The sequence below is a fragment of the Anaerostipes hominis (ex Lee et al. 2021) genome (genome assembly GCF_002270485.1).
Lineage (GTDB): Bacteria > Bacillota > Clostridia > Lachnospirales > Lachnospiraceae > Anaerostipes > Anaerostipes hominis.
Genome location: NZ_NQOG01000021.1, coordinates 36,133 through 49,050, shown reverse-complemented (window position 1 = coordinate 49,050; position 12,918 = coordinate 36,133). Strand labels below are relative to the sequence as shown.

13 protein-coding genes are annotated in these 12,918 nt (G+C 40.2%); 12 read left to right on the top strand and 1 reads right to left on the bottom strand.

Going from position 1 to position 12,918, the window contains the following annotated elements:
• The 9 genes from CI597_RS14745 to CI597_RS14710 all read left to right on the top strand — a co-directional run.
• Positions 1 to 1,279: RHS repeat-associated core domain-containing protein (locus tag CI597_RS14745; RefSeq protein WP_235824652.1), on the top strand; the 1,279-nt coding region annotated here is incomplete at its 5' end.
• Between the two features lie 125 nt (positions 1,280 to 1,404).
• The gene (locus CI597_RS14740; protein WP_024728688.1) at positions 1,405 to 2,436 is read left to right on the top strand and encodes a hypothetical protein; all 1,032 of its coding nucleotides are present in this window, start codon (positions 1,405 to 1,407) and stop codon (positions 2,434 to 2,436) included.
• Between the two features lies 1 nt (position 2,437).
• The gene (locus CI597_RS14735; protein ID WP_034550217.1) at positions 2,438 to 3,136 is read left to right on the top strand and encodes an ankyrin repeat domain-containing protein; all 699 of its coding nucleotides are present in this window, start codon (positions 2,438 to 2,440) and stop codon (positions 3,134 to 3,136) included.
• Positions 3,137 to 3,325: 189 nt separating this feature from the next.
• On the top strand, positions 3,326 to 3,499 hold the full coding sequence (locus CI597_RS18020; RefSeq protein ID WP_155854037.1) for a hypothetical protein: 174 nt from the start codon (positions 3,326 to 3,328) through the stop codon (positions 3,497 to 3,499).
• 95 nt (positions 3,500 to 3,594) lie between these two features.
• Positions 3,595 to 3,822 (top strand): hypothetical protein, encoded by a 228-nt coding sequence (locus tag CI597_RS14730; protein WP_024728686.1) that lies wholly within the window; start codon positions 3,595 to 3,597, stop codon positions 3,820 to 3,822.
• Between the two features lie 63 nt (positions 3,823 to 3,885).
• Complete coding sequence (locus CI597_RS14725; protein WP_024728685.1) at positions 3,886 to 4,389, top strand: hypothetical protein; 504 nt, start codon at positions 3,886 to 3,888, stop codon at positions 4,387 to 4,389.
• Between the two features lie 94 nt (positions 4,390 to 4,483).
• Entirely contained in the window at positions 4,484 to 4,834 is a 351-nt protein-coding gene (locus CI597_RS14720; RefSeq protein WP_024728684.1) for a DUF5412 family protein, read from the top strand.
• A 763-nt stretch (positions 4,835 to 5,597) separates the two neighbouring features.
• Positions 5,598 to 6,125: a hypothetical protein gene (locus CI597_RS14715; RefSeq protein ID WP_143266092.1), complete on the top strand. Its 528-nt coding sequence runs from the start codon at positions 5,598 to 5,600 to the stop codon at positions 6,123 to 6,125.
• Between the two features lie 145 nt (positions 6,126 to 6,270).
• Positions 6,271 to 8,745 (top strand): DsrE/DsrF/DrsH-like family protein, encoded by a 2,475-nt coding sequence (locus CI597_RS14710; protein ID WP_024728682.1) that lies wholly within the window; start codon positions 6,271 to 6,273, stop codon positions 8,743 to 8,745.
• A 48-nt stretch (positions 8,746 to 8,793) separates the two neighbouring features.
• On the opposite strand, the gene CI597_RS14705 is transcribed toward CI597_RS14710, so the two are convergent.
• Positions 8,794 to 9,474 (bottom strand): Crp/Fnr family transcriptional regulator, encoded by a 681-nt coding sequence (locus tag CI597_RS14705; RefSeq protein ID WP_024728681.1) that lies wholly within the window; start codon positions 9,472 to 9,474, stop codon positions 8,794 to 8,796.
• A 151-nt stretch (positions 9,475 to 9,625) separates the two neighbouring features.
• On the opposite strand from CI597_RS14705, the gene CI597_RS14700 reads away from it, so the two are divergent.
• From CI597_RS14700 to hpt, 3 genes are read left to right on the top strand one after another with little or no spacing between them, the layout of a single operon-like run.
• Complete coding sequence (locus CI597_RS14700) at positions 9,626 to 11,023, top strand: SpoIIE family protein phosphatase (protein ID WP_024728680.1); 1,398 nt, start codon at positions 9,626 to 9,628, stop codon at positions 11,021 to 11,023.
• Between the two features lie 31 nt (positions 11,024 to 11,054).
• Complete coding sequence (tilS, locus tag CI597_RS14695) at positions 11,055 to 12,368, top strand: tRNA lysidine(34) synthetase TilS (protein ID WP_034550212.1); 1,314 nt, start codon at positions 11,055 to 11,057, stop codon at positions 12,366 to 12,368.
• A gap of 16 nt (positions 12,369 to 12,384) precedes the next feature.
• Positions 12,385 to 12,909 carry a hypoxanthine phosphoribosyltransferase gene (gene hpt / locus CI597_RS14690; protein WP_024728679.1) on the top strand — a complete coding sequence of 175 codons (525 nt, stop codon included), beginning with the start codon at positions 12,385 to 12,387 and terminating at the stop codon, positions 12,907 to 12,909.
• Positions 12,910 to 12,918 lie beyond the last annotated feature (9 nt).

Below are 12,918 nucleotides of genomic sequence, written 5' to 3'. Positions count from 1 at the left end.
TCAGGTGAAAACTTCGACCACATGGAAAGATGGTACCGTACAAGAGAATAAGCAGTATGTCTATGACAAGAACGGAAATGAGATCGGACAGACCAATGGAACAACAGGGGAGATCCTTTACCGTACCTATGATGCGGAGAACCGCCTGACAGAAGTCTCTGTGAACAAAGATGGAAAGAATGCGGTTGTTCAGCAGAACCGTTACAATGGAGACGGGCAGAGAATCCAGAGAGTGGAAGGAGATCAGACGACCAACTACTATTATCAGGATAGTGTCGTCTCTTATACGACCGATGGAAAAGGAGAGCAGACGTCTCAGGATCTTTTGGGAACTGACGGGAATGTGATAGGAACCCAGAGATACACAGGAAATGATACTGCGTATTATGTGTATAACAAAGATGTACAGGGAAGTACTACAAATCTTCTGAAAGACGATGGAAAAGCAGATGTGTCTTACCGCTATGAAGACTTTGGAGAGACGCAGAGCATTGGAGAGAATACGGCTAAGAATGAAACCTGTTATACAGGGGGACGATATGATGAGACAACGGGGCTTTATTATCTGAATGCAAGGTATTATAATCCGGAGGATGGAAGATTTTTGTCTGAGGATACTTATCGTGGGGAGACAAACGAGCCGGATACACAGCATTTGTATGGTTATTGTGCAGATAACCCAATCAACTATGTGGATCCAAGCGGGCATGCAAAAGAAGTATCTTGGGGAAGAAACACAGATGAATTACGGATATGTACGGATGGCGTAATAAAAAATAAATATGAGAGAAAGAAATGTCATCATAAAAAAGGCCCATATGGAGATTTAGATCATCAATGTGGGACTAGATGTTTTAATGGTACAATTGCATCCGACGATATTCCATATATTGTAGTCCCTAAAAATATGAAAGCTTATATTTACTCGGTTGGTGTTATCGTGAATATGAAAAATGGTAATTATTTGTTTGGAGTAGTTGCAGAATTAGGGCCAAATAGTAAAGGATTAGGAGAAGTTTCTATTTATGCAGGATGGAGAATGAAACAAAAGGGTATGCCTTCAAAAAATAAAAGAGTTCCTGGCCGATATCAAATTGGAAATAGTAGTGTAGGTGGTAGATGGCTTGTGAATGTATATAGAAAATCTGCACCAAATTCATCAAAATCAGGCTATGGATGGAAATATAAAAATGCCAGTAAATTTAGGAAACAAATAAAACAAGTTGGTAAGAAGTATTATAAGCCACCACGGGGAAGAGGAGGGAGATGTTTGAATTGAGAAGAGTACAAAAAGGTATTGTTATTTAAAAAAATTTGAGAATATTTGAAAAATGAATAGGATGGAATGGTTTGATTCCATCCTAAATTTTTGTTTTATTAAAGACAGGAAGAAGTGGTGTAGTTATGAAAATAATTAGATATAAAAACAATTTCGTATTTTTTATAATGATCAGTTTGTTTCTTGTGGGGTGTCAGAGGGAAAAAGAACATTTATCAGATATGTTCGATTTAAAAAATGACAAACTAGCATTGGCTTATTATTCAGCATATTCATCTACAATCGTTCAAAATGATCAGTTTGTTTTCTATGAAACGGAAAACCAGGAAATCATTCGAATTAACAAGAAGGATTATAAAAGAACTACAATTATTAGACCGGAGAAAAAGTCGAAAGTACAAAGTGAAGGTGGATTGGAATTATCAAAAGACAGTTTATATTACGTTCATAATAATTGTGTTTTTAAAAGTGATTTAAATGGAAAAAACATTCAACGACTTCTTTCCGCAAAGGAGAAGAAAGAAACAGAATGGATTAATGGAATTAAAATATATAACAATGAAATATACTTGTTGGCCGATGGTGAATGGGATAACAGTATTTTTCGATTCTATCCCAAAAGCAAAAAACTTGAAAAAGTCGCAGAAGATATAAGGAATCCATGTTTTTCTGGAAACAATCTGTATTATATAGAACATGGGGAAGTGGGAATAAATAAGGTTGATTTAAAGACTCTAAAGGGTAAGATTGTACGAGGACAAGCATGGAAAAATAAATTGCAATATGAGGATGATTTAGTCCGATATAAGGGGATCGTGGAGAATGAAGGGAGAGTATATTATATTTGTTGGGGGAAAGATGACAAAGTGAGACTATACCAATATAGAGATCATAAGAAAGACACAATACAACATGGCTTTTCTGATAATTCTGATGATTTTGTTTATAATTCATCCATTATTGTTGGATTTAACACCCATTGGGATACCTCAGAGGAAAGGTATATCCAAATCTATAACTTGGATTCTAAACAAGAAAAGAAGATTAAAATGCCGAATGATACTTGGTCTGCTGAGTTTGTGATAGATGATATGGTTGTTTGTACTTATCTCTATGATAATGGGGAGTTTGGTCATATACTAAAATTAGATATATAATTTGTTACAGCAAAATTTAGAGGGAAATAATCAAACGGATTTTTATAAGGCAGATTCTGTTTCATTTGCAATTCTTGGTGGATCATATAGTAATGCTGAAATTTTGATAAGAGATGGTAAGGTGGACTATACACAGAACCCGGAGGACGGAGAATGTGTTACATGGAGTTTTATTTGTGCGTTAGGTAATAAAAAGTCTTTTAGAGCAATTCAAAAGCTTGGATACAAACCTACGGATTTGGAAGTATTTCATGCTTATGAAAACTCTGATATGGAGACATTTCAATATTTACTTCATAAGGATTATTCAATTTATGTACAGGAAGATGGCGATAATATCTTGGATAGTGTCTGTCTGGATTCACCAGATAAAGCCTGGACTTTTTGTAAACGAGGTTTATATGCTTCGGAGTCTAATCTTAAATCTCTAATATGGATTGGAAAAGGCGATGTAGTTAAGAAGATAATAGAAAGCAAAAAAACAAAAGGGGTAGTCAGAAAAGAGGAGCTTCTCCAGGAATCAATAAATATTGGAGATTTATCAATGGTAAAGTACTTTGTAGAAAACGGTGCTAATGTAAATCGATATTTATACGATAAAACAAAAGATTATTCCTATACATCAATGCATATGGCATCCGGAAGAGAAAGTTCAAAAATTGTTTCTTATTTAAAAAGACATGGAGGAGATATTCATTAAAAAGATTCTAAAGGAAGAGAATGCAAAGAAATAGCGAAAAAAGCGGGATGTATTTGGAATTTAGAATTCTTATAAACATGATTTTAGAGGGTTTTATGATGAATTGAAGATTATTTTACTATACAGATAAAGGCAACTTTCAGTTTTTTTAGTGAGAATGAAATTATTAATAAGGAGGAGTTCATAATCTTGTATCAAGAAATTTGTAATACTCAAATAGTAAAGTTTGATAAAGAGCTTATAGTTGATGTATTTATTCAAGCCATGTCATTAATTATTTGCCTAATTTTTATTAGTGCAATTTTATTTGTTATATACTGTATATTTAAAAAAATGAAGAAGGCTGGTAAAAAAGAAAAATGAAGTCATATTGAGTTTATCACTATCAGAAGAACAAAAACATTTCAGGCGAGGAGCAAACTGTATTTAGGTTAGTAAATACAAAAAGGTATAGGGATATGAATGTTTATGAACTAAGTTTTTGGTATCAGGAAGAAGAAAATGATGAGGAGGATGAAGTAACAATTGCAGTGTATTCTTCATTGGAACTGGCTGAAGAGGCGAGAGAAAAGTTTAAAAAGCATCCCAGATTTATTACACATGAACATGAGTTTTATATTGATGAGTACAAATTAAATGAACCGGAATGGAAAGAAGGTTTTATCACTGATGAGGATTTATATTAAAGGAGATGAAAAGAGAGGAAAACAAGGGGGAGAATAGAGTCAAATGAAGGTGGGGTGATAGGAATGACAATTTATGAATTGACATTTTACTATTGGGATGAAAATCCTGAAAATGATGACGAGACTTTTATTGCAGTATATTCTTCATATGAACTTGCTCAGAAAGGATTAGAGAAATTTGCAGAACAGCCTAGATTTAAAGGTAAGAGAGAAGCATTGTTTATAAGTGAACATGAGTTAAATGTTGAAAATAGTTTCTGGGCAGAGGGATTTTTTATAGATGATGTTTCAAATTATTATATAGATTTAGGAGATGGGTTTACATTAGAAAAATTTGAAGATCATGTTATAAAAATTATTTTGAACGATAAAACAGGAAATCAACAAGAGCTATTTACAGGAACTATTCATTTTTATCAACTGATGGAACAATGTATACTTCTGAAAAATAAGATAACAGGATGGATGTATTGTATCAATAAAGAGCATAAAAGGGTAGAACAGAAGACAAAAAGTATCGGTCATCAGTCGAAGGGTTTAAAGATTATCCAAGAAGCTTTAAAATAAGAAAAATTAAAGTTAATGAGGATAATTATTATTTTTATAGATGACAAATTATTTAAAGTTTGCTTTTAAGCTAGTTTATGTAGGAGTGTAATAAATGAAAAAGAAAAAGGTATTTATATTTATTATTGTGTTAGCCAGTATCGGGTGGGGTATATATCATTTTACTTTTGATACTCAGGCCGTTCCAAAGGGAAAGTTGTTTAAAAGTGTAAAATCTCCGAATGGACAATATATTGCTAATGCGTTTCATGGGCAGGATAATGCTACAGTAGATTTTTCTGTTATTGTAGAAATTGAAGATACAATAAAAAATAAAAAGAAAAATATATACTTTGAATATCACTGTGAAGAGGCAGATATAAAATGGCTGTCAGATAATAAAATCAGAATAAATGGAAAGAAATTAAATATTCACAAAGATGTATACGACTTTAGACATGAGTAAAGACAAAATATTTGATAAAAGGATCTACAACATAAGATTATCCATAGCATGGTATTAAACACCGTGCTATGGGTTTTTAAATGGAATTATATATTTTATATTTAAACTACGGATAAATTTATCTGCATTAAAAATGTATCGGCATATGAGGGTTGAAAGTTTTAGGTGGACAGCATAATCCAAAGCTAGGAGATAGATATATCCCTCAGCTCTGGATTATATTACTGCTGTTGTTGTTAATATTACTATTATTGTGAGTGCTGATCTCTGGCTTGATATAGGAAATATCTTTAGTTTTCTGATGTGTTGCAGCACAAAGACAATATAAAAGCAGTCACGTTCACCTTCTGATTCTTGAGGATAGTTCTGGATGCTGCGTATTACGTATATAACAAGGATGTCCACAGCAGTACGACCAATCTTCTGAAAGACGATGGAAAAGCGGATGTGTCTTATCGTTATGAGGACTTTGGGGAGACATAGACAACCGCCTCCAAAAGGAGGTCGATTGTATACAGTCTGAGGGTGGAATGTTAGTGAAGGTGGATTGGAATTATCAAAAGACAGTTTATATTACGTTCATAATAATTGTGTTTTTAAAAGTGATCTGAATGGAAAAAACATTTGAAAACTTCTTTCTGCAAAAGATAAAAAAGAGATAGAGTGGATCCATGGAATTAAATTATATAACAATGAAATATACTTGTTAGCCGAAGGTGATGAAGGTAATACTATTTTTCGATTCTTTCCTAAGAACAAGAAAATGGAAAAGATTGCAGAAGATATAAGAAAGCCATGTTTTTCTGGGGACAATTTATATTATATAGAACATGGGGAGGTAGGAATAAATAAGGTTGATTTAAAGACTCGAAAGGGTAAGATTGTACGAGGACAAGCATGGAAAAATAAACTGCAGTATGAGGATAATATAGTTCTATATAAGGGAATTGGAGAGAATCAAGGGAAAGTATATTATATTTGCTGGGGTGAGGATGGTAAGGTGAGATTATACCAATATAGAGATCATAAGAAAGACAAAATACAACATGGTTTTTCCGACAATTCTTATGAGTTTGTTTATAACTCCTCTATGATTGTTGGATATAATACTCATTGGGATAGCTCAGAGGAAAGGCATATACAAATCTATCACTTGGATTCTGAGCAGGAACAAAAGATTAAAATGCCAAATAATGATTGGTATGCTTTGCTTGTAGTAGATGACTTGTTATTTTGTGGTTATCCAGATGATAAAGATGATTTCTATCATATGTTAAAAATAGATAATTAACGGAAAAACACTGGACATCCATAAAGATGTCTATGATTTCAGACATAAATAATATTTTCCTGTGTGACATGGTCACAGAATGATCACTTCATTTCAGATATGATAACACCAGATATGATATTTTAAAAAATGTGAGGTGGAAAATATGAGGAAAAAAACAGTGATCATCGGCGGTGTGGCAGGCGGGGCAACGACAGCGGCCCGACTTCGGAGAAAAGATGAGAACATGGAAATTGTTCTTCTGGAACGGGGTGAATATATTTCCTATGCCAACTGCGGGCTTCCGTATCATGTAGGGGATGTGATCAAAAACAGGGAGTCTCTGCTTCTTCAGACTCCGGAGGCCATGAAAAAGAAATTTAACGTAGATGTCAGAGTGCGGAATGAAGCTGTGAAAATTAACCCGGAAGATCAGACAGTGACCATAAAAGATTTAAAGGAGGGCAGAGCGTATGAGGAGAGCTACGATTATCTGGTGATCGCCACAGGCTCCTCTCCGGTCGTGCCTCCGATTCCTGGCATTGACGGACCGGATATTTATACTCTTTGGACGGTTCCGGACACAGACAGAATAAAGAAAGTCATAGAGACAAAAAAGCCGAAGACAGCAGCGGTAATCGGCGGCGGATTCATCGGCCTTGAGATGGCGGAGAATCTTAACAGGGCTGGACTTGAGGTGAGCATTGTGGAGATGCAGGACCAGGTCATGGCCCCTCTGGATTTCGAGATGGCCCAGCTTCTTCATGAAAACATAGAAATGAACGGTGTCAGCCTGATACTGGGAGATGGCGTGGCATCTTTTGAATATAAAGACGGGAAAACGTTTATTGCGCTGAACAGCGGGAAGGAATTACAGACAGATATGGTCCTGCTGTCCATAGGAGTGCGTCCAAACAGTGAGCTTGCGAGGAAAGCGGGTTTGAAACTTAACGCCAGGGGCGGTATTTTAACGGATGAGATGCTCCGGACTTCCGAAGAGAATATATATGCGGTAGGCGATGTCATAGAGGTTGAAAACTATGTACTGAAAGAACCTGCAATGATCCCTTTAGCCGGACCGGCCAACAAACAGGGAAGGATCTGTGCGGATAATATTGCAGGAGAACAGAAGAAATATAAGGGAACTCTTGGGACTTCAGTTGTCCAGGTATTTGACCTGACAGCCGCGGCAGCAGGGGTCAATGAAAAAACGCTGATCCGTAAGGGGAAGGTCCGGGGGAAGGACTATGAAACTGTACTGATCAATCAAAAATCCCATGCGGGATATTACCCTGGTGCTGTTCCGGTTACATTAAAGCTGTTGTTTGACCTTGATGGAAACATTCTTGGCGCACAGGCAGTGGGGCAGGAAGGTGTGGATAAACGGATCGACGTGCTCGCAGGCGCCATACGCTCCGGAAATACAATCTATGATCTGGAAGAACTGGAACTCGCCTATGCTCCTCCTTATTCTTCAGCGAAAGATCCGGTAAATATGCTCGGCTTTACGGCAGAGAATGTTTTGGAGAAGATGGTCTCCTTTATGAGCTGCCGGGAACTGGATGACAGGATCGAAACAGAAGGCTGGGAGAAGGACTTAACCATTTTGGATGTAACCGAAGAGATGGAGCGGATGGTATTCCATATTCCGGGCTCTGTTCACATTCCGCTGGGGCAGCTGAGGCAGAGAATGGCTGAACTGCCGAAGGACCGGCTTATCGTAACTTACTGTGCAGTTGGAGTCCGTTCCTACAACGCAGCCAGAATCCTTAAGCAGAATGGTTTTTCAGATGTAAAGGTGCTGGAAGGAGGAACGAGTTTTTATCAGTCTATGCACTACAAAGACGGAGAGCCATCTGCCTGCCGGGAAGAAAAACAGCTGAAAGCAGCAGAGGCAGAGCCAAAAGAAGTAAGGCTTGTTGACTGCTGCGGTCTGCAGTGTCCGGGGCCGATCATGAAGGTTCACGAGACTTTAGAATCCATGGAGGATGGAGAGACGGTCAAAGTGGTGGCCACAGACATGGGATTCCCAAGGGATATTGAATCCTGGTGCCAGAGAACAGGAAATACGTTAGTAAAGAAGGAGCGGGACGGAAAACAAAATGTAGTCTTTATAAAAAAAGGAAAAGAAGGGCAGGAACTGTGTGCGGCAGCCGCTGACACAAACGGCGGGCAGGGCAAAACGATGGTCGTGTTCAGCGGAGATATGGATAAGGCCCTCGCTTCCTTTATTATCGCCAACGGTGCCGCAGCCATGGGCAGGCCGGTCACAATGTTTTTTACCTTCTGGGGGCTGAACATTGTGAGGAAATCAGAAAAACAGCGGGTAAAAAAATCAGTTGTGGAAAAGATGTTCGGAGTCATGATGCCGAGAGGAAGCAGGAAGCTCAAACTATCAAAAATGAACATGGGCGGTATGGGAACAAAGATGATGAAGAGGGTCATGAGAGAGAAAAATGTGGAAACTCTTGAAAATCTCATGAAACAGGCCATTGAAAACGGTGTGAAGCTGGTGGCCTGTACCATGTCCATGGATGTGATGGGTATCAGGAAAGAAGAGATCATCGACGGTGTGGAATTCGCAGGTGTAGCCTCCTATTTGGGAGATGCGGAGAATTCTGATGTAAACCTTTTTATCTAAGCAGCAAAATGCAGCAAAACGGTATCTGTCCGTTTGCTGCATTTTATTTCAGCTGATCAGCTGTTTTATGCCCTTTTTATCAAGGATTGTGACTCCGCCTCTGGACAGTTTTACCAAACCTTCCGATGAAAAGTATTTCAGCATACGGCTTACAACCTCCCTGGCGCTTCCGGTGTATTTGGCAATCTGTTCGTGAGTCATATGGATGTCGTCAGAACCCGTTTTTCCGCTCTCATCCAGGAGAAAGATCGCAAGCCTCTGATCGAAACTCATGAACAAAATCTGCTGCATGGTCCACATCACATCGGAAAAACGCTCGGTGGCCTGCTTATAGGTAAATGCTTCCGCATAGATATTCCGGTCAACGATTTCCGAATATGCTCCTGCGCTGATCTGTATGATTTCACTTTCTGTTACCGCCTCCATTTGTACTTCAAAAGTGATGGCAGACAGTACGCAGGAAGCAGAAAGGACACAGACATCTCCCTGTTCCAGACGGTACAGAGTGATCTCTTTTCCTTCTTCTGAGAGCATGAAAGTCCGCACACTTCCGCTTTTGATGATCAGCACGCCGGTACACTCACAGTTCTGGCACCGGATGATCCCTCCTTTTTCGTAGCGGACAAGCTGAGACCACTGGGAGAGAGTCTTCTTTTCTGTTTCTTTCAGGTGCTCCCAAAAAGGAAGGGACGACTTTAAGATAGGGATGATTTCATCTGCATGCTCCATTCTATACCTCCAATTAATACTTTTCATATATTTTAGCTGTCCCAAAGAGAAATAACAAGAGCTGTTTGCATGGAAATCGGTCCCTTAGATTCGTTTCAGCAAATTATGACACAAGATCCTTGTATAATTAGAAGCTGAAGGAGGGTCCAGGATGCCGATTATAAAGAAAAAAGAACCAGTAGAAGAGATATTTTTCAATGAGCTGGAAGATATCATATCATATAATATGAAACAGATGGAGCACTGCCTCACTACGATCGGAAAGCGGATGTGTGCAGAGCAGGATGAAGACTTGGAAAAAAAGACCGGAAGAACAATCATAGAGAGTACGATTTTAAAAGAATGTATGCTGTGCCGGGAAAAAGATAAGTGCCGGCTGACGCTGGATGACAGGGACAAGCTGGGGGAACTTCTGGAGAAGCAGGGAGGCCTCAGTGTGCAGAATATCCGCTCTGTCTGCAAATGCCAGCGAGAGAAGGAGTGGGTGGAAGAGATCAATACGATCTATGAAAGGGAGCTTTTTTTGTATGCCTGTGAACAGCGGTTTATCGAAATGCGCAGGATGATCGGGGAACAGTACATAGAGGCCGGAAGGATGTTCAGAAGCTTCTCGGCCCAGAAATATCAGCTGTTCGGAGTCCGCCCGATGCAGGAAGTTATTGAGAAAGGGCTGAAAGCCCATCATCTGAGAGTAAAAAAGGTTTATATATATGAAGATGACATGAGGGGAAAGCAGATTTACCTGTTTTTAAAAGCCCAGAAGGGCAGGGAGGTAACGACCAAAGAAGTAGCCCGGTGGCTGTCGGTCATTCTCCAGGAAAAACTTCAGCCGCTGCCCAACGGTAAGCAGGCCATCGGGGAGAACTATGAAATGATGGGGGTGCAGGCGGCTACAAAATTTCATGTGCTGACAGGGGTGATTTCCAGGGCAGAGAAAGAAGATATGAAAAATGGGGATAATTTTTCTATGGGGACTGTGGGAAATCACAGGTTTGTCTCTATGATCTCCGACGGCATGGGCACAGGAACCGCTGCAAACAGGGACAGTAAAGCGGTTATCGAGACACTGGAGGAACTTCTGGAGGTAGGCTTGGATGAGAAAAGAGCCGTCCAGCTTCTGCAGTCTATTTTTGTATTCTGGCCGGAGAAGGAGCGCTATTCGACCCTTGATTATCTGCAGATTGACCTGCACGCGGGGATCGGAAGCTTTCTGAAGCTGGGTGCCTGCCCATGTTTCCTGAAGCGGAAGGGACAGGTGGAAATGGTGCAGCTTCCCAGTCTGCCGGTAGGTGTTTTAAAGGAAAAGTCACTGCCTATACACCGGAAGAAGCTGGAGGCGGAAGATTTCATTTTACAGGTCAGCGACGGCATCATCGACTCCATGGGCGAAAAAGGAGTGGAACTGCTGATGGAGTATATGAAGCAGATCCACACGACACGTCCGCAGGGATTTGTGGATGAACTGATGGAGAAGATCGAAAAGACCGAGGGATACGAAAAAAAGGATGACATGACGATGATTGGTCTCGGGATTTGGGATAAGTATTGAATCCTTGGATTGGGAATGATAAAGTATTGATATGGATAAAGTACTCAGGTTTATAAAAAAACATCATATGATCAGCCAGGGAGATTTCATCGCTGTGGGAGTCTCCGGAGGAGCAGACTCTGTGTGCCTGCTCCTGCTTTTATGTGAGCTTAAGCAGGAGTATGGACTTGAATTGCACGCTGTCCACATCAATCATGGTATCCGCAGGGAAGCTTTCAAAGACCAGGAATTTGTGGAAAACTTATGCCGGAGACTGAAGGTACCGTGGATAACTTTTTCGGAAGATGTGCAAGGCATGGCTGAAAAAGAATCCATGTCTCTGGAAGAGGCAGGACGGATAATCCGCTACCGATGCTTTCAAAAAGTTCTGGATATGCACGGAGGCGGAAAAATTGCAGTGGCTCATCACCAGAATGACCAGGCGGAGACAATTCTTTACCGGATGTCCAGGGGGACCGGAATACAGGGTCTGAAAGGAATGGAAGCCGTCCGGGGAGATGTGATCCGGCCGCTTTTGTGCCTTAAGAAAACGGAAATCCTTAAGTATTTAAAAGAAAAGGGCCAAAGCTGGATGGAGGACGCCAGTAATGAAGATAATACGTTTGCCAGGAATAAGATCCGCAATCAGGTCATTCCGGTGCTCACAGAAGTCAATTCAAGGGCTGTGGAACATATATTTTCACTGTCCGAAGAAATAGAAGAGTGGAGCCGTTATTTGGAACAGCAGTTGTCTGAGGCGTGGAAAGCCTGTGTAAAGCAGGATGAAAAGGGATGTCTCATCGATACAGGCCGGTTTCTGAAGGAATCGGAGCCGATCAGGAGACTTTTGGCAAAACAGGCCATAGAACAGACCGCAGGCAGAAAAAAGGATATTGAGAAGATCCATATCCAGAGTTTCTGTGATCTGGCTTTCAGGGAAACCGGGAAATCCATTGATCTTCCATATGGACTTACTGGAAAGAAAACATACGGAGGACTCTTGGTGGAGGCTAAGCAGACAACAGCAGAAAAAGCGGCTGTGGGACAGCTGGTCCTGACGGAGACAAACCGGTTTGAAAAAATGGATGAAAAAGATTTTACCAAAATCATTGATTATGATAAAATAGACAAAGACATCCAACTGAGGTACAGAAAGCCGGGAGACTTTTTTGTATTTTCAAAAGATGGAAAGAGCAAGTCTTTGAGCCGGTATTTTATTGACCAGAAAATTCCGAGAGAAGAGCGGGACCGGATACCGCTTGCGGCAGACGGAAGCCGGATCATATGGATCATCGGTCGCCGCCTGAGCGAGTTTTATAAGGTTTCTGAAAAAACGAAAAGATATTTAAGATTGGAATACAATTAGGAGGAAAACATTAAATATGGAACAAGCAGAGATTAGAGAGTTGATCTCAGAAGAAGCTGTGGATAAGAGAATCAAGGAGATGGGGGACCAGATCAGCAAAGATTATGCGGGAAAGGAAGTACATTTGATCGCGATCTTAAAAGGCGGCGTCTTTTTTGCGTGTGAGCTGGCCAAGAGGATCACAGTCCCGGTAACGATTGATTTTATGTCCGTGTCCAGCTACGGGGATTCCAGAGAGTCTTCCGGTATCGTAAAGATTGCCAAGGATCTGGATGAACCGATCGAGGATAAAGAAGTTCTGATCGTGGAAGATATTATTGATTCCGGGAAAACACTGAACCACTTAAAGCCAATGCTTTTGAGCAGGAAGCCCAGGAGCCTCCGTATCTGTACGCTTTTGAATAAACCGGAGCGCCGGGAGGTGGATGTGGAAGTGGCATACACAGGTTTTGACGTGCCGGATGAGTTTGTCGTGGGCTACGGCCTGGATTTTGCACAAAATTACAGGAATCTTCCATATATCGGAGTCGCAGAAGAATAGCAGAGAGGA